Origin of the sequence: Sphingobium ummariense RL-3 (genome assembly GCF_000447205.1) — a bacterium.
Taxonomy (GTDB): domain Bacteria; phylum Pseudomonadota; class Alphaproteobacteria; order Sphingomonadales; family Sphingomonadaceae; genus Sphingobium; species Sphingobium ummariense.
Window position 1 is genome coordinate 1 of sequence record NZ_AUWY01000100.1, and the last position, 21,431, is coordinate 21,431.

At 65.7% G+C, this 21,431-nt stretch carries 18 protein-coding genes and 1 tRNA gene; 14 read left to right on the top strand and 5 right to left on the bottom strand.

From position 1 onward, the window contains the following. Positions 1–62: 62 nt before the first annotated feature. Positions 63–1,114, top strand: a protein-coding gene (locus tag M529_RS0124805) for an IS3 family transposase (RefSeq protein WP_408021264.1) whose coding sequence is annotated in 2 segments (ribosomal slippage) — positions 63–315 and positions 315–1,114 — 1,053 coding nt in all. Because the reading frame shifts where the segments join, the coding sequence is not laid out codon by codon here. Between the two features lie 29 nt (positions 1,115–1,143). Here M529_RS0124805 and M529_RS38460 read toward each other — a convergent pair. Beyond that, a protein-coding gene (locus M529_RS38460; RefSeq protein WP_152522521.1) for an IS3 family transposase occupies positions 1,144–2,315 on the bottom strand; the annotation gives its coding sequence in 2 pieces (ribosomal slippage) (positions 1,144–2,063 and positions 2,063–2,315; 1,173 coding nt in all). Between the two features lie 96 nt (positions 2,316–2,411). On the opposite strand from M529_RS38460, the gene M529_RS38470 reads away from it, so the two are divergent. After that, entirely contained in the window at positions 2,412–3,206 is a 795-nt protein-coding gene (locus tag M529_RS38470; protein ID WP_152522612.1) for a hypothetical protein, read from the top strand. Between the two features lie 37 nt (positions 3,207–3,243). Continuing rightward, positions 3,244–4,044 carry an AbiJ-NTD4 domain-containing protein gene (locus tag M529_RS38475; RefSeq protein WP_021318599.1) on the top strand — a complete coding sequence of 267 codons (801 nt, stop codon included), beginning with the start codon at positions 3,244–3,246 and terminating at the stop codon, positions 4,042–4,044. Positions 4,045–4,053: 9 nt separating this feature from the next. On the opposite strand, the gene M529_RS38480 is transcribed toward M529_RS38475, so the two are convergent. Both M529_RS38480 and M529_RS38485 read right to left on the bottom strand, forming a co-directional pair. Beyond that, positions 4,054–6,390 (bottom strand): type I restriction enzyme HsdR N-terminal domain-containing protein, encoded by a 2,337-nt coding sequence (locus M529_RS38480; protein ID WP_021318600.1) that lies wholly within the window; start codon positions 6,388–6,390, stop codon positions 4,054–4,056. A 499-nt stretch (positions 6,391–6,889) separates the two neighbouring features. Then, positions 6,890–6,966, bottom strand: a tRNA-Met gene (locus tag M529_RS38485). A gap of 253 nt (positions 6,967–7,219) precedes the next feature. Between M529_RS38485 and M529_RS38490 the strand changes: the two genes are divergently transcribed. From M529_RS38490 to trxB, 5 genes are all read left to right on the top strand, one after another. Then, on the top strand, positions 7,220–8,629 hold the full coding sequence (locus M529_RS38490) for a circularly permuted type 2 ATP-grasp protein (RefSeq protein ID WP_021318601.1): 1,410 nt from the start codon (positions 7,220–7,222) through the stop codon (positions 8,627–8,629). A 133-nt stretch (positions 8,630–8,762) separates the two neighbouring features. Further along, positions 8,763–9,695, top strand: a complete 933-nt coding sequence (locus tag M529_RS38495) for an alpha-E domain-containing protein (protein ID WP_021318602.1) — start codon at positions 8,763–8,765, stop codon at positions 9,693–9,695. Between the two features lie 15 nt (positions 9,696–9,710). Further along, the gene (locus M529_RS38500) at positions 9,711–10,583 is read left to right on the top strand and encodes a transglutaminase family protein (protein WP_021318603.1); all 873 of its coding nucleotides are present in this window, start codon (positions 9,711–9,713) and stop codon (positions 10,581–10,583) included. 26 nt (positions 10,584–10,609) lie between these two features. Further along, positions 10,610–11,347, top strand: a complete 738-nt coding sequence (locus M529_RS38505; RefSeq protein WP_021318604.1) for a peptidase — start codon at positions 10,610–10,612, stop codon at positions 11,345–11,347. A gap of 101 nt (positions 11,348–11,448) precedes the next feature. Then, positions 11,449–12,411: a thioredoxin-disulfide reductase gene (gene trxB, locus M529_RS38510; RefSeq protein WP_021318605.1), complete on the top strand. Its 963-nt coding sequence runs from the start codon at positions 11,449–11,451 to the stop codon at positions 12,409–12,411. 25 nt (positions 12,412–12,436) lie between these two features. Here trxB and M529_RS38515 read toward each other — a convergent pair whose 3' ends face one another. Then, positions 12,437–12,727: an acyl carrier protein gene (locus tag M529_RS38515; RefSeq protein ID WP_021318606.1), complete on the bottom strand. Its 291-nt coding sequence runs from the start codon at positions 12,725–12,727 to the stop codon at positions 12,437–12,439. Between the two features lie 27 nt (positions 12,728–12,754). After that, the gene (locus M529_RS38520; RefSeq protein WP_021318607.1) at positions 12,755–13,762 is read right to left on the bottom strand and encodes a GNAT family N-acetyltransferase; all 1,008 of its coding nucleotides are present in this window, start codon (positions 13,760–13,762) and stop codon (positions 12,755–12,757) included. 49 nt (positions 13,763–13,811) lie between these two features. Between M529_RS38520 and M529_RS38525 the strand changes: the two genes are divergently transcribed. From M529_RS38525 to M529_RS38550, 6 genes are all read left to right on the top strand, one after another. Then, positions 13,812–15,359, top strand: a complete 1,548-nt coding sequence (locus M529_RS38525) for an acyl-CoA ligase (AMP-forming), exosortase A system-associated (RefSeq protein WP_021318608.1) — start codon at positions 13,812–13,814, stop codon at positions 15,357–15,359. Next, positions 15,356–16,588 carry a pyridoxal-dependent decarboxylase, exosortase A system-associated gene (locus M529_RS38530; RefSeq protein WP_021318609.1) on the top strand — a complete coding sequence of 411 codons (1,233 nt, stop codon included), beginning with the start codon at positions 15,356–15,358 and terminating at the stop codon, positions 16,586–16,588. Before M529_RS38525 ends, M529_RS38530 begins: the two co-directional genes overlap by 4 nt. A gap of 131 nt (positions 16,589–16,719) precedes the next feature. Further along, positions 16,720–17,364, top strand: a complete 645-nt coding sequence (locus tag M529_RS38535; protein ID WP_021318610.1) for an XrtA/PEP-CTERM system exopolysaccharide export protein — start codon at positions 16,720–16,722, stop codon at positions 17,362–17,364. 2 nt (positions 17,365–17,366) lie between these two features. After that, positions 17,367–18,887 carry an XrtA system polysaccharide chain length determinant gene (locus tag M529_RS38540; protein ID WP_021318611.1) on the top strand — a complete coding sequence of 507 codons (1,521 nt, stop codon included), beginning with the start codon at positions 17,367–17,369 and terminating at the stop codon, positions 18,885–18,887. A 13-nt stretch (positions 18,888–18,900) separates the two neighbouring features. Beyond that, on the top strand, positions 18,901–19,815 hold the full coding sequence (locus M529_RS38545; RefSeq protein WP_021318612.1) for an AAA family ATPase: 915 nt from the start codon (positions 18,901–18,903) through the stop codon (positions 19,813–19,815). Then, positions 19,812–21,413, top strand: a complete 1,602-nt coding sequence (locus M529_RS38550) for a hypothetical protein (RefSeq protein WP_021318613.1) — start codon at positions 19,812–19,814, stop codon at positions 21,411–21,413. Before M529_RS38545 ends, M529_RS38550 begins: the two co-directional genes overlap by 4 nt. The last annotated feature ends 18 nt before the right edge of the window (positions 21,414–21,431 follow it).

The following is a 21,431-nucleotide window of genomic DNA, read 5'->3' on the forward strand; positions in this document are numbered from 1 at the left end:
TGACGTGAGCCCCTGAAATGTGACCGATTTTAGGTAGAGTCCGACGAAAGGAGTCGGACGGAATGAAGCGCAGCAGGTTCAGCGAAGAGCAGATCATCGCGATCTTGAAGGAGCAGGAGGCTGGCATGGCGACGGCAGATGTGTGCCGGCGTCACGGGATCAGCTCTGCGACGTTCTACAAATGGAAGTCGAAATATGGCGGGCTAGAGGTGTCGGAGGCCCGGCGCCTGCGGACGCTGGAGGAGGAGAACTCCCGGCTGAAGAAGCTACTGGCCGAGGCGATGCTCGACAATGTCGTATTGAAGGATCTGGCGTCAAAAAAATGGTGACGCCCGGCGCGAAGCGGGAAGCGGTCGCCCATGCTCGTGAACATCACGGGCTGAGCGAGCGTCGGGCGTGCAGTCTGGTTGGCGTGAGCCGCAGGGTGATCCGGTATCAACCGACAAGGGTTGATGATGCGCCCTTGCGGGCGCGGTTGCGTGAGCTGGCGGCGGAACGCCGCCGGTTCGGCTACCGTCGCCTGGGCTATCTTCTGGCGCGAGAGGGTATGACGCCCAACCACAAGAAGCTGCGGCGCATCTACCGCGAGGAGAACCTGCGCGTGCGCCGTCGTGGTGGCCGTAAGCGGGCCTTGGGCACGCGAGCGCCGATGCTGTTGCCGGACGGGCCGAACCAGCGCTGGTCGCTGGACTTCGTCTCCGACACGCTGACGTGCAGCCGTCGCTTTCGCATCCTGTGCGTGGTCGATGATTACACGCGGGAATGCCTCGCGCTGGTGGCCGACACGTCGCTGTCGGGCGTGCGGGTCGCGCGGGAGCTGACGCGGCTGATCGGACTGCGCGGCAAGCCGCATACGGTGGTCAGCGACAACGGCACCGAACTGACCTCGTCGGCCATCCTGCGCTGGTCGCAAGAGCGTCGGGTCGAGTGGCATTACATCGCGCCGGGCAAGCCGATGCAGAACGGCTTCGTCGAGAGCTTCAACGGCCGGCTGCGCGACGAGTGCCTCAATGAGACGCTGTTCACCTCACTGGCGCATGCCCGCTTTGTGCTCGACGCTTGGCAGCACGACTACAACCACGTCAGGCCGCACTCGAAACTGGGCGGGAAGTGACGTGACCCCTTGGTTTCCACCAGCAGCAATTAGAGCCCGGCGGCTTTGTTGCGCATGAGCGCGGGTTGAGCAATGGCCTGCGCAGCGGAGCCCGTAGGGCGTAGCGAAGCAGGCCATTGCTTATGCAGTTCAGCGGCGAAGGCCGCTGGGGTCTCGTATCCAAGGGCTGAGTGCGGGCGCTCCTGGTTGTAGTCCTCCGCCCATGCGGCGATCACCACACGGGCATGGTCTAGGCTGAGGAACAGCGTCTCGTTTAGCAGTTCGTCCCTCATGCGGCCGTTGAAGCTCTCGACGTAGCCATTCTGCATCGGCTTGCCGGGGGCGATGTAATGCCACTCCACGCCGATCTCCGCGCACCAGGCCAGGACCGCGTTCGACGTCAGCTCGGTGCCGTTATCGCTGACGATCATGCCTGGCTTGCCGCGCTCGGCGATAAGATCGGTTAGCTCGCGCACGACCCTGCGCCCCGAGATCGAGGTGTCCGGTACCGCGCGCAGGCACTCGCGGGTCACGTCATCGACGATGTTGAGCACCCGGAACCGGCGTCCCGACGCCATCTGATCGTGCACGAAGTCAAGGCTCCAGCGCTGGTTGGGCAACGCCAGCACGGGCGCTGGCGCCCGCGCGCCGATGGCACGGCGGCGGTTGCGTCTTCGTCGGACCGCCAGGTTCTCCTCGCGGTAGAGCCGCTGGGTCTTCTTGCGGTTGATCACCACGCCCTCCCGCCGCAGCAGGATGTGCAGCCGGCGATAGCCGAAACGGCGGCGCTGCTGCGCCAGCTCGCGCAGCTTCGACCGAAGGTCGGAATCATCATCCCGCTGCGACCGGTAACGCATGCTCTTCCGGTCAGCGCCGATGACACGGCACGCCCGCCGCTCGCTCATCCCCAGGACCGCCTGGAGACGAGCGACCGCCTCTCGCTTGGCAGCGGGCGTCACCAATTTTTTGCGAGAAGGTCCTTCAGGCCAGCATTGTCGAGCATCGCCTCGGCCAGGAGCCGCTTGAGCTTGGCGTTCTCGTCCTCGAGCGCCCGCAGCCGCTTCGCCTCGGAAACCTCCAGGCCGCCATACCTGGCCTTCCAGTTATAGATCGTCGCTTCAGACACACCGTGCCGCCTCGCCAGATCGCCGGTCTTGGCGCCAGCCTCGGCCTCCTTCAGCACCGCAATGATCTGCTCTTCCGTGAACCTTGTACGCTTCATCGTCCGTCCTTCTATCAGGCCGGACTCTAATCACACTTGGAGGAAAATCAGGGGGTCACGTCACTGCGCATCAACGGCGCTGTGTTCTGCGCCTCGATGATCGACCTGGCCGACCACACTGTCGAGGATATCGCCCAGCACCGTGCACGGCGCAGCGCGGGCCTCGCCGCCAACCTCACCGACGGCCATACCCAGGAACTGCGCGATAGCGTCGCCGCGCTGCAGGCGCGCATGGCCGACTTCTCCGACCAGCTCTACGTTCAGGGCGCCGTGACGATCGACCTCCTCTACAATGTCATGCAGGACATGATCGTCTATCACTGCCAGCGCTTCCCTAAGGAGCTCGGCGAATTCCACTGGGTCATCGACGCCAAGAACCCCGGTGCCGTCACGAACTGGGAGGACTGGTGGTCCAAAACGCTAGTGATCTGGCTGCAGGCGATGTCGCTTGTGAAACCCGGCGCGATGTTGCCTGGTGGCGATTACCGCCATTTTCGCCGTTTCATATTTGACGAGCTCCCTGAATATCTACGCGACGTCGCGCCGTACGCCGATCGCAGCGGGGGCGCCGGCATCGACCTGCAGAAAATGTACGGCGAGAGCTTTCGCTTCTCAAGCGAACCGGAGCCCGGCCTCGAGTTGGTCGATATCGTGACAAATGCGCTACGCCGCGGCTTGATTGGCAATCTCGGCGAGCCCGGATGGCTGCCGCTGCGCGGCCTCATGATCCACCGCAGCGACGTCTATGTGAGCCCCGTTGGGCTGCTTCCGCCCGATCGCAAGCTGGCCCGCGCGCTGCTGCCTACAATGAACAAATTCCGCCTGGGCGGTCGGATCATGGCGACGCCTAGCCTTGCCTGGCCCGAGGACGAACCGGCCGCCGCCAAATAGGCCGAGATCTCGCCGGCGAATCTGATAATGCTGCCGCATGAACGGTTCCGGCTCCTCCTTCTCCGATCGCTTCGGCTACCAGGCTCCAGAAGCCGAAATCACGACCCGAGAAGACGCGCCGACTTCGGTCCGCGATGGTATCCTGATGGCGGGATACGGTGCTGACATTGGCCCCGGCGTGATGCGCGACCTTCTGTGCCAGGTCCTGCTGCAGCGGCCCGATCAGAACAACTGGTCGGCGAGCAATGTCGAGCGCGAGGTGTCGGGGCTTATCGACGAAGCGCCATGGTATCGCGTGTACGACTTTGCCGAACGCCTCTACACCGAAATCGGCGCGCGCGACTTCACCGGCAGGCAGCAGGCCCGCTTCGAAGCACAGCTCAACCAGCTTTTCCGCGAGCGGGGTGTAGGCTGGGAGATGAAGCATGGGACCTTGGTCGCGCGCGGGTCGGAGGCCTTCGCGCTCGCCACCGGACATGCAACCGAAGTGATGCGGAAGCACGGCGCGCCGACAGCCGCGAACGAGATCCATGAAGCGTTGCGCGATATCTCACGTCGACCCCATGCCGATATTACCGGCGCGATCCAGCACGCCATGGCGGCGCTGGAATGCGTTGCGCGCGAGGTGGGGGAGACGACGGACACGCTCGGGCCGGCCATCAGGCGGCTGAATTTGCCTGCGCCGCTCGATCAGGCGGTCGAGAAGCTCTGGGGGTTCACGTCGCAGCAGGGGCGCCACATCCTCGAAGGGCGCCAACCGCAATTCGACGAGGCCGAGCTGGTGGTCACCGCCGCCAGCGCGCTCAGCGTCTATCTCCTACGCCGTCGGGCTGGGTGATCCTGCCCTTCAACCGACTTCGACCCCATGCCGGCGGAGCAGTGGGACAATGACCGAGCCGATCTTCTCCTCCGCCCACGCAGGCAACCCCGGAATAGCCGAGGTTTCGAGCGCATTCAGCGCGTGGTGAACGCGGACTGTCAGCGGCAACGAAAAGTCCTCAGCAAGGCGCTCGAAGAATGAATCGAGGTCGCGCCACTCTCTTGCGAAAAGCGCGTACATGGCTGAGGTCAGAGGTTCGGCCATTGCGTGATCCTTTGCTAGAACGCTGCCGTCTCCGTCGAGAGAAAGGGTCAGCCGCGGCTTGAGCATAGAGACATCCTCGCTGCCACGGATTAGCGGGAAGGACGCTCGCCCGACCCAGAGCATGATGTCGATGTCGAAGCGGTGCCTCATGGTCTCGCCGTAAGCGGTGCGCACGCCGGAAAGCTGGGACAGGATCAACCAGGACGTGACATTGCCCAACATAGTGCCGGCATCGTCATCATCGAGTGGTGTGTAGGGGCCGATCTGGTTGCCCTGCGCGTCGATCTGCGCGATCTCGTGATGCTCGTTGAAGCGGAAATTGGCGATCGTGCCGTCAGCCATCTGCAGCCCGATCGTCTTGCCAGCGACGCTCTCACATTCGGGCCGGTCGTTCATCAATGGACCAATGAGGGATTCCGGCAGGCCATGACGCTTCTGACCGAGGTCGACCAGCGCTTGAGCGCCAACGAGGTCGCCGAGGAAGAACCGCTCAGCCTGACCGACGAGCAGCCGCCACGCGTCTTCTGGCTTTTCCGCAATCGCTTTGTCGATGAGCGCGGCAAGCTCGAAGGCAAGCTCACTTATGAAAAGGTCGGGAACCCGAAATCCGATGACATCTTCGCCCGCCGGATGGCGGTAGAAGGTGATCCAGCCCTGCGCCTCGAGGCGGACCGCGGCGCTTTCGCCGCCAGCGCTGAGTGCATCGCGCCTGATGACGAAGGCGTTTGCGCTCGCCAGCGCGAGCGCCGCGTCCGGCACCTCGTCGTCGTTGAGCGCATCGCGCGCGAGAAGGCGATGGTCGCGGGCGACCTCAACATAGTCTTTGAAGCGCGCTCGTGCGGCGTGGACCAGCGCAAGGCCCATCGTTGCCGGGATGAAGCTGACCACGTCTTGCCGCTCGGGGGATGCACCGTTCGCTAGGACCGCGCGAAGCAGCCAAGGGCGGCGGTATTCGGCGGCCAGCTCCGCGCCAGGATAAAAGAGAATCCGCCTCTCCCCGAGCTGATCTGTGAGAGCAATGAACTCTCCATCATCGAGGGGTTCTACCGTCACGACTTCGGCAATCGCCGCCAGCGCCGTGTCGCCACGACCCGTGGTATCGCGCAGAACATCGCCCGCGCGGTCTGTAGCGCCGACGAGACGCAGGCCGGGTCCGAACCCGGATTCTGCCAATTCCTCGAAATCTTGGGCGACAGCAGAGCCGGACCGCAATCCGTCCACGACGAGCACCAGCGCCGGAGATCGGGTGGAGTGCGACATGCGCCGCAGCCACGTGCGGACATCGTCGGCGCTCAGCTTCCACTCGAGCGCTTGCCCGAGGACATTCGCCAGGCGCTGGAACAGCCCCGTACTGGCGGTGGCGCCGTTTACCATGAGCATCGCCCAATCGCGCGATCGGCGGGTCGAAACCGCAAAATCACGCAACACATTGCTCTTCCCGGCGAGTGGAGGGCCCTCGATTATAATGGCCCGCGCGCCGGCTTCCAACCTTGCCGCGACGGCGGCGGTGGTGCGTCGCTGGAAGAGGATACCCCGGGCGAACGGCTTGCGCAGGTCAGAGGGATCTCCGCTTTGCCGCTCGACGAGCTCTTCGGTGCGCAAGCGCACCGCCTCCGCCCAGACATGGGTTTCAGGCCCCATAAGGACTTCGATGGCCCAGCTGTTATTGGCTGCGGCGAGCTTTCCGACATTTGCGAAAATCTTCTCGATGACCTCGGCGTCGGCGTCCTTGGGAAGCTCAGCGCCATCGTCAGTCTGCCGCACCCAAGTGTCTTTGCCGTTGCTCACGATGATCAAGGGCGGACGCGGGAAGAGGGCCGCCGTGTAGCTTTGGCCTTGTTGGAAATCCTGTTCCTTGAGGACCATGTCCTCGCGCTTCAGCTCGAACAGAGCGAGGGGGCGCTCCTGGTGAAAAACCAGGAGGTCCGCGCGCCCCTGTGCTTCCCAGTAGAGCGTCCCGTCGTGGTCGTGCAGATTGTGACCGAACCGCAATGTGAAGTGCTTCTCAACACGGAAACTTTCTGCCGGCAGGTGCGCAAACGCGTCGCGGGTCAGGTTAAGAACATAAGTTTGCAGCTGGGCTTCGGGAACGACGGTCATTCATCCTTCTACAATCTGCGCTGTGCTGGTCGCCTGAAAATGGCGCCAAGCATGAACAATAGGCGAAGGGTCATTTTGGGGTTGAACGAAAATTGTATTTCCGGAGCCGAGAACCCGGTCGGGAACGGCATGATTGAAGTGCACTTCCGTTCGGTTGCTCGAATGCGCACTAAGGCGGGTTCCGGCGTGATCGGACGTTTACGCGCCGAGCGCGGAATGACTTGAATTGGTCGGGAGGTGACGGCATGGAACGACAGCTATCCAAGCGTCCGAACCCCAAACCAGTCAGTCGCCTATCGGCCAAATTTGCACGGCTAAAAGATTATTTCCATTTACCGGAGTTCACGCTTGAGAACTGCCAATTAGAAAGGCCCGGCTGCGTCCCTTGATGTTTCGAATCATGCCATAGCGGCTCAATCTAAACGTGGGAACAAAAGTGGTTTTTTCTTGAGGGGGTCCGGGGTTTATCGTGTAAAAGCAACACGATAAACCCCTTGACTGGTAGCGGAGGAGGGACTTGAACCCCCGACACGCGGATTATGATTCCGCTGCTCTAACCAGCTGAGCTACTCCGCCCCATGGGCAGCCGCGGGCGGCGTCGCGCCGCGGTGAGGGCGCGCTATACGCAGCAGCAGCGGACCGGTCAACGGGGTTCGCGGCGATCGCGAGATTTTCCCGCCGGCCCCGTTCCGGCGCGGGGAAGGAGGCTGTCCCGATGCCGGGCATGAGGCAGCGGGATTGCGCGATTTTTTAGCTTGCAATCGTCCCGCCGGAGCGCACTAATGTTGCGACGCAAAACCGGCCGTCCTGGCCGAGGGAGGATCACCGCTTGCCCTTCCACGAGATGTTCGAGCCCGACGGTTCGGTACGCCCCTGTTACGACGAAGTGCAGAAATGGGTGGAGCGGACCGGCATTGCCGGACTCAACCGTCGGCTGGACGAGGCGGAGGCGATCTTCCGGCGGATCGGTATCACTTTCGCCGTCTATGGCGAGGGGGGCGATCCGGAGCGGCTGATCCCCTTCGACCTGCTGCCGCGCATCTTCACTGCGCAGGAATGGCGCATCCTGGACAAGGGCATCCGCCAGCGCGCCCGTGCGCTCAATGCCTTCCTGCACGACGTCTATCATCGGGGCGAGATCGTGAAGGCGGGCATCATGCCGGCCGACATCATCTATCGCAACAGCGCCTATCTGGCCGAGATGGCCGACTTCACCCCGCCGGGCAAGGTCTACAGCCATATCGTCGGCATCGACATCGTGCGCACCGGCCCGACCCGGTTCGAGGTGCTGGAGGACAATTGCCGCACGCCGTCGGGCGTCTCCTACATGCTCGAGAACCGCGAGATCATGACCCGCATGTTCCCCGAGCTGTTCGGCCAGGGTCTGGTGGCCCCGGTGGATGACTATCCCGCCGAGCTGCTCAAGAGCCTGAAGGAAGTCGCGCCGCCTGCCTGCAAGGGCGAGCCGGTGGTGGTCGTGCTGACGCCTGGGTCTCTGAACAGCGCCTATTATGAGCACAGCTTCCTTGCCGACCTGATGGGCGTGGAACTGGTGGAGCCCGCCGACCTGTTCGTCGATGACGATCGGGTGTGGATGAAGACGACGCTCGGCCCGAAGGCGGTCGACGTCATCTATCGGCGCATCGACGACGAATATATCGACCCGCTGGTGTTCCGCCCCGACAGCCTGCTGGGCGTGCCGGGCATCTTCAACGTCTATCGCAACGGCGGCGTGACGCTGGCGTCGGCGCCCGGTTCCGGCATCGCGGACGACAAGGCGGTCTATATCTACGTGCCGGAGATGATCCGTTTCTACCTGGGCGAGCAGCCGATCCTGGACAATATCCAGACCTGGCAATGCGGCAAGCCCGACGAATGCGCCTATGTGCTGGAGCATCTGCATGAGCTGGTCGCCAAGGAAGTGCACGGGTCGGGCGGCTACGGCATGCTGATCGGCCCCAAGTCCACCCGGGACGAGGTGGAGGCCTATGCCGCGCGCATTCGCGCCAATCCGGGCGAGTTCATCGCCCAGCCGACGCTGGACCTGTCGACGGTGCCCACCCTCGGCCCGGCGAGCGTTGTCGGGCGCCATGCGGACTTCCGCCCCTATTGCCTGGTCGGCCAGCAGATCCGGCTGGTGCCCGGCGGGCTGACCCGCGTGGCGCTGACCGAAGGATCGCTGGTGGTCAATTCCAGCCAGGGCGGCGGGGTCAAGGACACCTGGGTGATGCAGGATTGATGATGAACGGGACTTCCATCTTTCCACCGTTCGTCCTGAGCTTGTCGAAGGACCGTTCTTCTCTTCTGGAAGGGCAGGGGAAGGCTTCGACAGGCTCAGCCCGACCGGACTATCTTTGCCGGGAAATTCCTCCATGCTGAGCCGGACCGCCGAAAACCTGTTCTGGATGGCGCGCTACATGGAACGCGCGGAGGCCACGGCGCGGCTGCTGACCATGGGGCAGCGGATGGCGATCCTGCCCGGCGCGCATCACCGCGACGAATGGCGATCCGTCGTGCGCGCCACCGGCTGCGATCATATGTTCCCCGAAGGCAAGCAGGTGACGGAAAGCGACGTCGTTTCCTACCTGATGCTCGACCTCGACAATGCGAGTTCGATCCGGTCCTGCCTGCTGAAGGCGCGCTCGAACGCCAAGTCGGCGCGCACCATGCTGACGCAGGACATGTGGGAGGCGCTGAACGAAGGCTGGCGCAAGCTGGACAGCTATGACGTGGCCGAGGCTCGGCAGCAGCTGCCGGCGCTGATCGACTGGGTGAAGACCCGCGTCATGACCTTCCGCGGCGCTGCCGATTCCGGACAGCTGCGCAACGAGGGGCATGATTTCCTCCGCACCGGGGCGGCGCTGGAGCGGGCGCAGATGACCTTGCGCCTGCTGGACGTCAAATATTATGTCCTGCTGCCGGAAACCGAGGTGATCGGCGGCAATCGCGACCATTATCAATGGACGTCGGTGCTTTACGCCCTGTCGGGCGCGCGTGCCTATCACCATGTCTATGGCGGCACCTACACGCCCTGGCAGATCACTGACTTCCTGATCCTCAACACGCTGTTCCCGCGCAGCGTCGCCTTCTGCTACCGGCAGCTCGCCTACCGGCTCAACCGGCTGGCCGGGTGGCACGATGCGCGGGGAGCGTGCCACGACACCATCGAGGAGATGGTGCTTGCGCTCGAGGAGCTGGACAGTGGCGAGATTTTCCGGCGCGGCCTGCATGAAACGGTGCAGAACGGCATCAGAATGACCAACCGGCTGGGGGTGGAAATCGCCCAGACCTATCATTTCGGCTGATCGGGGACGGCGGAGATGAAGCTGCTCGTCCGCCACCAGACCGTCTATCGTTACGCGGCCTCGGCCGGGCGGGTCGCGATGCGGCTGAAGCTGATGCCGGTCGATACGCCCCAACAGACGGTGCTGGACTGGCGGGTGAGCGTCAATGACGAGCCGCTCGCCGGCTTCCGCGCCAACAGCTATGGCGAGAAGGAAGCGATCTGGATCCGCCACGACCGGCTCGATCATGCCGTGATCGTCGCGGAGGGGCTGGTGGAGACGCGCGAGACCCATGGCGTCGTCGGCCATGTGCGGTCCAGCGTGCCGCCCCATTTCTTCCTGCGCGACACGCCGCTGACCCGTCCGTCGGAGCCCATCGCCACCATGGCGCGCGCGGTGCCGGATGACGGCGGCCCGCTCGCCCGGCTGCACGGCCTGTCCGCCGCCGTCAGCGACGCCGTGCAGTATCGCGCGGGCGTCACCACATCGGAAACCAGCGCCGCCGCTGCGTTCGCCCTGGGGGCAGGCGTGTGCCAGGACCATGCGCAGATATTCATCGCCGCTGCGCGGACGCTGGGGGTGCCGGCGCGCTACGTGTCCGGCTATCTGCTGGCGGCCGGGGAGGACGCGCTGCATGAAACCCATGGCTGGGCGGAGGCCTGGCTGCCGGACCTCGGCTGGATCGGCTTCGACCCATCCAACCGGGTCTGCGTCACCGAGCGCTATCTGCGCGTGGCGAGCGGCCTCGACGCCGACGAGGCCGCGCCGATCCGTGGCTCCGTCACGGTGGCGGGCGATATCTGGATTGACGCCGACGTTCGTATCGCGCAGGCGGAGGAGGGAGTCGAGGAGCGGCAGCTGCAACGACAGCAACAACAGACAATTCCGCTAGTCGGCTCAAAGGGTTAGAACAGGAATCGGGAGCCGCGAGGCCAATGACCTATTGTGTGGCGGTGCGCGTCGACCAGGGACTGGTGATGCTGTCCGACACCCGCACCAATGCGGGCATGGATAATATCGCGCGCTTCCGTAAGTCCTTTACCTACATCAATCCGGGCGAGCGGGCGATCACGCTGCTGTGTTCGGGCAACCTGTCCATCACCCAGGGGGTGAAGGCGATGCTGAGCCGGGCGATCAAGGATTCGGAACTCGATCCGGAGGTCGAGACCATCCTTAACTGTCCCACCATGCACCGCGTCGCGCAGATTGTCGGCGACGCGATGAAGGTGATGCAGGGCCGCTATCGCAGCACGATCGAGATGCAGGGATCGGGCGCGGACGCCTCCATCCTGATCGCGGGCCAGAGATGCGGTGGCAAGCCGCGCCTCTACCTCGTCTATTCGGCAGGCAACTTCATCGAGGCGACCGCCGATACGCCCTTCTTCCAGATCGGCGAGCATAAATATGGCAAGCCCATACTGGATCGCATCATCAAGCCGGAAACGAGCCTGGAGGACGCCGTGAAGGCGGTGCTGGTGTCGATGGATTCGACGCTTCGTTCCAACCTGTCGGTCGGCATGCCACTGGACCTGACGGTGATCGAGCGCGACGCGTTCGACTTCCGCGTGCGCACGCGGATCGAGGCGGATGACGAGCAGTTCGCGATGATCTCCCACGCCTGGTCTGCCGCGCTGCGCAAGGGGTTCGAGGACCTGCCCAATGTGCTCGACTGACAGCCCCGCTTAGGGGGCGCAAAGCAAATCCTTCGCTTGCGCGAGGGGCGTGCGGCCCTATCTCCATTGCCCACAGACGAATCGAAGCCGGAAAGACGCTGATGACCGCCACCCATTCCACCCGCATGCTGATTCTGGGCTCCGGCCCCGCAGGGCTCTCCGCCGCCATCTATGGCGCGCGCGCCGGGCTGGCGCCGATCGTGGTTCAGGGGATGCAGCCGGGCGGGCAGCTGACCATCACGACCGATGTCGAGAATTATCCGGGTTTCCGCGACGTCATCCAGGGTCCCTGGCTGATGGAGCAGATGCAGGCGCAGGCCGAGCATGTCGGCGCGCAGATGATGTACGACCTTATCGTCGACGTCGACCTGTCCGAACGGCCGTTCCGCCTGAGGGGCGACAGCGGCACGCTCTACATCGCCGACAGCCTGGTGATCTCCACCGGCGCGCAGGCCAAGTGGCTGGGCGTCGAGGGCGAACAGCTCCTCCAGGGCAAGGGCGTTTCCGCCTGTGCGACCTGCGACGGCTTCTTCTACCGCGGCAAGAAGGTGGTGGTGATCGGCGGCGGCAACACCGCGGTCGAGGAGGCGCTGTACCTGACCAACCACAGCCATGACGTGACCCTGATCCACCGCCGCGATTCCCTGCGGGCGGAAAAGATCCTGCAGCAACGGCTGTTCGCCCATCCCAGCATCAAGGTCGTCTGGAACCAGGCGGTTGAGCGCTTCGTGGGTGGCGGCGATCCCGAGGGGCTGGTCGGCGTCGATCTGGTCGATACCGTGACAGGCCACAGGAGCCACATCGCCGCCGACGGCGCCTTCGTGGCGATCGGCCACCATCCCGCGACGGAGCTGTTCGCCGGCAAGCTGCCGATGGACGAAGGCTATCTGGTGGTGGAGCCCGGCAGCTCGCGCACGTCGATCCCCGGCGTGTTCGCGGCGGGCGACGTCACCGACAAGATCTATCGCCAGGCGGTGACGGCGGCGGGCATGGGCTGCATGGCCGCGCTGGACGTCGAGAAATTCCTGGCCGAGGCCGATTTCGAGGCGCTGGCGGCGGAGTAGATCCGCACCACTTTCCGAAGGTCGGTCAGCCCGCGATCTTCGCCTTCGCGAAGGCGGTCAGCGTGCCGAAGGTTTCGAAGGTATCGCCGTCGATGTCCTCGTCCTCGATGAGGATGCCGAAGCGGTCCTCCATCTCCGTCAGCAGCCCGGCGACCGCCATGGAGTCGAGCTCCGGCAGCGCGCCGAACAGCGGCGTGTCGGCGTCGAACGCATCGACGCGATCCTGGGAAAGGGAAAGCACGTCGCGCAGCAGGCCGCGCATCAGGCTTTCGGCGTCAGTGGTCCGGTCGACCGGTCGCGTATTTTCGGCCCGCATGATGCCGGCTACCTAATGTGTCGCGGCCTAGCCTACAAGCGCGGAAATGGCGGTGCGGGCCGCGGGCAGCCACGAGGAGGCGAAGCGCGGATTGAAGCAGTCGACCCGGTAGAGCGTTTCGCGCGTTTCCATCCATTCGGCCTTATAGGCATTGTCGCCGGTGCCGTAGTCGATCGTCTCCACCCGATCGACATCGATCGCATGGGCGAACATGGCATGGCTGAGCAGGGTGCCGGGCGACGCGTCGTCATAGGCGCTGTCGTGGGACAGCTTGTGGATGAGGGCGATGCCGTTTTCGACCGTCCAGAGTTGCGCGGCGACGGCGCGTCCCTCCGCCCGCGCGAAGCCGAGCCGCAGCGTGCCGGCCGCGCTTTCCCGCTCCGCAAGGGCGCGCAGGAAGGACAGGCCCGGCTCGGGCTCCTTCCAGCTGCGGTCGTGGACATCGACATAGTCCTGCCAGAGCGCGTCGCTCAGGCGATCGGTGATGGAGATTGCGAAGGGATTGCCGCGTCCCTTGCGCCGCACCTGGTTACGCAGCCGGCCGGGTCGGGCGCCCCACCAGGCCGCGAAGCCCCTTCCGTCGAGTTGAAGGAGATGGCGCGCGCCCATCGGCCTGCGCACGGCCAGCCATCCCGCCCGGCGAAAGGAAGCGAGCAGCATGTCCGCGTCGCCTTCCATCGGGTAGATATCGATCTGCGCTTCGTCGCGGAGCAGGTGCTGGGCGATCACCTCGATCAGGCGCTGGCGTGTCCGTGGATCGGGATCGCCGGTGAAGACCGGCGCCCAGCGGAAACTGTACCAGTTGGCCAGCGCCGACAGCCGGCGGGGGGCCGGAGCGAGGAAGAAGAGCCAGGCTTCAGGCCCATCCTCCGCCGCGTGGAGCACCCGGAGCGGCCGGTCGCCAAAGCAGTGGGCATGCAGCGATTCGAACCAGTCGAGACGATCAAAAAGGCTGGGGACGCACGTGCGGTCGAGCCGGGCGGCCGCAGCCGCCCGGACTTCCGGCAGGCTTCGATATTCCCTCAGGCGCAGCAAACCATTATCTCCGCAACAGAGTGCAGGCACATAAGAGGTAATTCTGGAGATGGGGTTAAGCGACGCCTTGCCCGCGGACCGGCCGACTGTCGACGGCGTCGCGCTGCGCCCGATCGACCATGTGCTGCTGCGTGGAGACCCCGGTAGCCTGGCGCTGGACGGGCGGTCGGGCCGTTACAGCTATGCCGAGCTGGAAGAGACGCTCGGGCGGCTCGCCGGATGGCTGGCGGGATTCCGGCTGTCGGAGGGCGCGCGAGTCGCGAGCTGGGTGGCCAAGGGGCCCGTCGCCGCGCTGATGCCGCTGGCTGCACCGCGCGCGGGGCTGGTGCATGTGCCGGTCAACCCGCTGCTGAAGCATGCGCAGGTCGCCCATATCCTGGCGGACAGCGGAGCAGAACTGCTGATCGGCACCGCCAGCCGCCTGGCGACGCTGGAGGAGGGCGATGTGCCGCCCGGCTGCCAGATCCATCGCGAGGACGATGCGGCCTGCGGCATGAGCGGCGGTCCCGCCCTGGGGCCATCAGACGCGTCAGCCGACGCGCTGGCGGCGATTCTCTATACCAGCGGTTCCACCGGGCGGCCCAAGGGCGTGATGCTGAGCCACGCGAACCTGTGGCTGGGGGCGGTCGCGGTAGCGGACTATCTGCGCCTGGCGCCGCAGGACCGGACGCTGTGTGTGCTGCCCTTCAGCTTCGACTATGGGCAGAACCAGCTGTTTTCCACCTGGCACGCGGGCGGATGCGTCTATCCGCTCGATTATCTGACTCCGCGCGACGTCATGAAGTCGGTGGATCGCCGGGACATCACCACGCTCGCGGGCGTGCCGCCGCTCTGGGTGCAACTGGTCGAACTGGACTGGCCGGCCGAGATCGCGGCGAAGCTGCGGCGCCTGACCAACAGCGGCGGAGCGCTGACCCGGTCGCTGGTGGCGAAGCTGCGCGCGCTGTTCCCGCAGGCGGACCTTTATCCGATGTATGGCCTGACCGAAGCGTTCCGCTCGACCTATCTGCCGCCCGCGCTGGTGGACAGCCATCCCGACAGCATGGGCAGCGCCATCCCCTTCGCCGAGATCCTGGTCGTCCGGCCCGACGGAAGCGTCACCGACGATGACGAGCCGGGCGAGCTGGTCCATTGCGGGCCGCTGGTGGCGCAGGGCTATTGGCGCGATGCCGCGCGAACGGCGGAGCGGTTCCGTCCCGCGCCGGCAGCGTCGCGCTATGGCGGAACGGCGGTCTGGTCGGGCGACACAGTGCGGCGGGATGCCAACGGGCTGCTCTATTTCGTCGGACGGGACGATGCGATGATCAAGTCCGCCGGCAACCGCATCAGTCCCACGGAGATCGAGGAGGCGGCGGCCGCGGTCGACGGCGTGGCGGAGGCGGTGGCGATCGGTGTGCCCGACGAGCGGCTGGGGCAGGCCGTGCTGCTGCTGTTGCGCGGCGGCGAGCCCGAGGCGAAGGACAGGGTGGAGGCGAGGCTGAAGGCGGAGCTGCCCAATTTCATGCACCCGCGCGAGATACTGATGCTGAACGAATTTCCCCGCAATCCCAACGGCAAGATCGACCGAGTTGCGATCGCGAAGGAGCATGGCGCATGAAGCCCATGGGCCCCATCCCGACCTGGTTCGCCGCCGAGGAGGGCATGCTGCTGATCGGCGGCTGCGGCGCGGCGAGCCTGGTGGACGAAGCGGGAGACACGCCGCTGTTCGTGTACGACATGGGTATCGTAGAGGCGCAGGTGCGGCGGTTCCGCGAAGCGATTCCAGCGGCGGTGGCACTGCATTATGCCATCAAGGCCAATCCCTTTCCGTCGCTGCTGGCGCGGCTGGCGGCGCTTGTCGACGGGTTCGATGTCGCTTCGGGCGGGGAACTGGCGCGCGCCCTGCAGGCGGGCGTCGACCCGGCGCATGTCAGCTTTGCCGGCCCGGGCAAGCGCGACGACGAGCTGGAGGCGGCGATCCATGCCGGCGTCACGCTCAACCTCGAGTCGGAGGGCGAGGCGCGCCGGGCGCTGGCGATTGCCGACAGGCTGGGCCGCACGCCGCGCCTGGCGGTCCGGGTCAATCCCGACTTCGACCTGAAAGGGGCCGGCATGCGGATGGGCGGCGGCGCCAAGCCCTTTGGCGTCGATGCCGAGCGGGCCGCGGCGCTGGCAAAGTCGGTGATCGGCGCGGGGGCGGACTGGCGCGGCTGGCATATCTTTGCGGGCAGCCAGAATCTGGACCCGCTGGCCATCATCGAGACCCAGGCGGCGACCATCGCGCTGGCAGCCCGGCTGTCGGAGGAAGTGGACGCGAGCCCGCCGCTGGTGAACCTGGGCGGCGGTTTTGGCCTGGCCTATTTCCCCGGCGACGAGCGGCTGGACATCCGCCCGATCGGCGTGGCGCTGGACAGCGCGCTCGAAGCTCTGCCGGACGTGCTGCAGGGCAGCGCCTTTGCGCTGGAGCTGGGCCGCTGGCTGGTGGGGGAGGCGGGCGTCTATCTCACCCGGGTAATAGACGTGAAGAAAAGCCAGGGCGAAACCTTCGTCGTGGTGGACGGAGGCCTGCACCACCAGCTGGCCGCCAGCGGCAATTTCGGCACGGTCGTGCGGCGCAACTATCCGATGGCGGTTGCCAACCGCTTCGGCGCGGCGCTGGCCGAGGAAGCCGTAACGGTGGTGGGGTGCCTGTGCACCCCGATCGACCGGCTGGGAGACAGGGTCGCGCTGCCCCCCGTGGCGGAGGGCGACCTGATCGCGATCTTCCTCGCCGGAGCCTATGGCGCGACCGCAAGCCCCGCCGCTTTTCTTGGTCATCCAAGTCCAGCCGAGCTTTTACTTGGCTGATTATTAAGCCTGGTAATTCCTAACCCTATCTTTACCCTTTCCCGGCAAGAAGGGGCCGAAGCCACGCGCTGACGGTTCCGCCTTACCTCTCCGGCGGTCCGTGGGCGCCTGGGCCATGAAGAGGTAAAGACATGCGTTTCCAGCGGATTTCCAAGCTCCTGATCGGCGCATCCCTGCCCGCCCTCGCTCTGTCGGGCTGCGCGAGCACGGGCACAGGCCCGCAGCTGCCGCCCGCTTCCTTCGTCTCGACGCAGGAGGGGCCGGGCGAGGAATATGTGATCGGGCCGCTCGACGACCTCACCATCTTCGTCTGGCGCAATCCCGAACTGGGCGCGAAGGTCCAGGTGCGGCCCGACGGGCGCATCACCACGCCGCTGATCACCGACATGCCGGCCGTGGGCAAGACGCCCAAGATGCTGGCCGACGACATCAAGATCGCGCTTTCCCAATATATCGAAAATCCGCTGGTGTCGGTGATCGTCAACAATTTCAGCGGCACTTTCAGCCAGCAGGTCCGGATCGTCGGTGCCACCGACAAGCCGGCTTCCATCCCCTATCGGGCGAACATGACGCTGCTGGACGCGATGATCTCCGTCGGGGGGCTGTCCGAGTTTGCGGCGGGCAACCGCGCGCGGCTGGTCCGCTTCGACAAGGCGAGCGGCAAACAGAAGGAATATCAGGTGCGCCTGAACGACCTGCTGAAGAAGGGCGACACGCGCGCCAACGTGCAGCTGGCGCCCGGCGACGTCATCATCATCCCCGAAAGCATGTTCTGACCATGGCGGGACTTCTCGACGAGTTGCTGGTCGTCCTGCACGGCATCTGGACGCGGCGCTGGCTGGCACTGGCGGTCGCATGGGGCGTGTGCCTGCTGGGCTGGCTGGGCGTGGCGCTGATCCCCAACGCCTATCAGTCGAAGGCGCGGGTCTATGTGAATACCCAGTCGCTGCTGGAGGACAAGGTGGGCATCACCCAGGTCCAGTCGCAGCAGGACCTCGATCGCCTGCGCAGCACGCTGGCGAGCACGGACAATCTGGAGAAGGTGGTGCGCGACACCGACCTCAGCCAGACGGTATCCGGGCCGCACGACATCGCCGCGAAGATCACGACGCTGCGCGAGAACATCACGGTGATGGCACAGGCCGACCCCAGCATGATCGACATCACCGCCACCTCGGCGGATTCGAGCCTGTCGGACGGCGCCAATGCCCGCATCGCCCGGCAGGTCGTGCAGAAGCTGATCGACATCTTCCAGGAGGAGAATCTGTCCGGCGATCGCAACGAGACCCGACAGAGCATCGCCTTCCTCGACCAGCAGATCGGCGAGCGCGGCAAGCAGCTGGCGGCGGCCGAGCAGCGCCGCGTCGAGTTCGAACAGCGCTATGCCGGCGTGCTGCCGGGCGCGGGTTCGATCGGGCAGCGCATGGACGCGGCCCGACAGGAGATCAACAATATCGATTCGCAGCTGGTCCAGGCGCAAAGCGCGCTGACCGCGATGAACGGGCAGCTCGCCGGCACGCCGCCGACTCTGCCGGGCGTCGGCGGCAATGGCGGGCCGACCGCGCTGGCGCAGGCGCAGGCCGACCTGGCCGCCATGCGCGCACGCGGCTGGACCAGCAGCCATCCCGACGTGATCGCCCAGGTCCGCCAGGTCGAGGCGCTGCGTAAGGCGGGCGGTGGCGGCGGTGGCGGTGCGGGATCGACGCCCAACCCAGCCTATCTGTCGATCCGTTCGATGCAGGCCGAGCGCGCTGCGACGGTGCAGGCGCTCCAGACCCGCAAGGCGCAGTTGCAGGCCGACCTCAGCACGATGACCAGCCGCCAGACGTCCGAGCCCGGCCTCGCCGCCGAGCAGGAGAAGCTGCAGCGCGACTATGATGTGCTGAAGACCCAATATGACAAGCTGCTGGCGGATCGCGAGGAGATCCGGCTGCGGGGCGACGTGAAGACGGAAACCGGGTCCGCCCAGTTCCGCGTTATCCAACCGCCGAGCGCGCCCACCGCGCCCACCGCGCCGAACCGGCCGCTGCTGCTGATCGGCGTGCTGGTGCTGGGCATCGGCGCCGGGATCGGCACCGCCTTCGCCATGGGGCAGCTTAAGGGCACCTTCCCGACCGCAGCGCGGCTGGAGCGAGCCGTGGGCATGCCGGTGATCGGCTCCATCAGCCAGACGGTGAGCGTTGCGCAAATCGCGATCGAAAAGCAGCGGCGCAAATGGTTCGCGGGGGCGAGCGGGGGACTGGCTGCGCTGTGCCTGGTGCTGATCGCCATCGAATTCGTTCAGCGCGGCACCGCCTGAGGAGGAACTGAGGATGAACAAGCACAGTTCCATGTCCGGCCGGGGATCGCTGATCGAGCGGGCGACCCAGGTCTATGATTTTTCCGCCGCGCTGCGCGGCCGTGCGGCCCCGCCCGTATCGGTGCCCGCCGACGCATTACCCATCCCGCAACCGGTGGCCGAGCCTATGGCGCGGGACGTCGATGTCCGCGCTCCGGCCTGGACCGGGCCGGTGCAGCCGATCGACCGGGAAAAGCTGGCCGAGGCCGGCTATCTGCTTCCCGGCGGGACGGTGACGGCGATGAGCGAGGAATTCCGACTGGTGAAGCGCGACCTGCTGTCGCAACTCGCCGGCCATCCGCGCGGCAACCGCATCCTGATATGTTCGGCGCACAGCGGAGAGGGCAAGACCTTCTGCGCGATCAACCTGGCGTTGAGCCTCGCTGCGGAGAAGGATCGCGAGATCCTGCTGGTCGACGCCGATTTCGGCAAGCCGGGCATCCCGCAGGCGCTGGGGCTGACCAGCGGTCCTGGCCTGATGGACGCCCTTGCCGACCCGTCGCTGCCGATCGAGCAATGCGTGCTGCGCACCGACATTCCGTCGCTGTCCATCCTGCCGGCGGGGACGCGGAGCAACAACGACACCGAATATCTGGCCTCTGCGCGCACCGATGCGGTGCTGCGGCGGCTGACCGAGGGGCGGCCCGACCGGGTCATCCTGTTCGATTCGCCGCCGCTGCTGGCGGCTTCGGCTGCCGCCGTTCTGGCCAGCCATGCCGCGATCGCGTTGCTGGTGGTTCGCGCCGATCGCACCGCCGAAAGCGCGCTGCGTGACGCAGCCGGCATGTTGAAGGGGGCGGGCGCCGTGCAGCTACTGCTCAACGGCGTGCGATTCTCCGCCGGAAGCCGCCGCTTCGGCAGCTATTATGCCAAGGGGGACCAGGCGTGACCATCCGTGCTTTCATTTCCTGCACGGCGCTGGCCGCGGGGCTGGCGGGGGCCGCACCGGCCCTTGCCCAGTCGTCCGAAAAGGACCAGCGCCTGGACGTCGTGCCCTATATCGGCGTCGACCAGGTGGTCATGGGGCCATTGAAGGGCGGCGGCGACGTGCTGACCTATACCAACGTCAACGCTGGCCTGACTGCGGAAGTGCACAATCGCCGGGTCGAGGCGGTCGTGGACGCGGAATATAACCATAGCTTCGGCTGGGGGAACCAGGCGCCCGACCAGGACGTGCTGAGCGGTATCGCCAGCGCCCGCGTCAATGTCGCGAAAGGCCTGTCGATCGCTGCGGGCGGCATCGCGACGCGGGTGCGCACCGACGGCCTGTCCGGCGCCGCGACGCTGAACGACAGCTACACCAGCCAGGCCTATGCCGGCTATATAGGCCCCAGCTACACGACCAAGGTCGGGGACCTGGACGTCAACGCCTCCTATCGCCTGGGCTATGCCCGGCTGGAGGACGATATCGACGCTGATGCCCCTGGAGCGCGTAACGCCGGTTCGTTCGCCGACAGCTGGTCGCACCTCGTCACCGGATCGGTCGGCTTCGGGCCGGGCACGGTCCTGCCAGTCGGCTTGGTCGCCAGCGGCGGTTATGCCCGTGAGGATGCCAGCCAGCTCGACCAGCGGTTCGAGGATGCCTGGGGCCGGGTGGACGCCACCCTGCCCGTGTCGCGTAGCGTCGCGCTGGTCGGCGGCATCGGTTACGAAGACATCCAGATCAGCCAGCGATCGCCGGTGCTCGACGCGGAGGGCGTGCCGGTCATCCGCAACGGCCGCTATGTGACCGACAAGAGCTCGCCGCGTGCGCTGGTCTATGAGTTCGACGATATCATCTGGGACGCGGGCGTGCTGTGGCGGCCGAGCCGCCGCACCGCGCTCGAGGCGCGGGTCGGCGAGCGCTATGGGTCGATGACCTATCAGGGCAGCTTCATGTGGCAGGGCCATGACAGCAGCTTCGGCGTAATGGTGTTCGATGGCATAGACAGCTTCGGACGCCTGCTGACATCCGACGTGGCGGCGCTGTCGGGCAGCAGCCTGAACATCGCGCGCAACCCGTTCACCGGCGACATCACCGGCTGTGCCTTCTCCGTCACCGGCGGCGGCCAGTGCTTCAACGACGCGCTGGCGGGCATCACCGATGCCAATTTCCGCTATCGCGGGGTTGCAGCCCAATATTCGGCCCGGCGCGGGCCGTGGGGCTGGGGCGTGGGCGCGGGCTATTCGCAGCGCAAGTTCATCACACCGTCGGGTGAGGCCGTCTATATTCGCGGCTCGCGGGACGAGAACTGGTACGGCAATGCCTCGCTGACCTACGCTTTCAACGACCGCGACAGCCTGGATACCGTCCTCTACTTCAATCATTTCGATGCCAGCGGCGGCCGTCCGGACGTGACCAATTACGGCGCTTTCACCAGCTATTACAAGGGCCTGACCCGTCGCCTGTCAGCGTCGGCGTCGGTCGGTGTGGACGGGGTCAACGCCGACGACCTCGACACCATCATCAGTGCGATGGGCCAGGTCGGCCTGCGTTACAGCTTTTAAGGGAGTCCGGGCTACAGC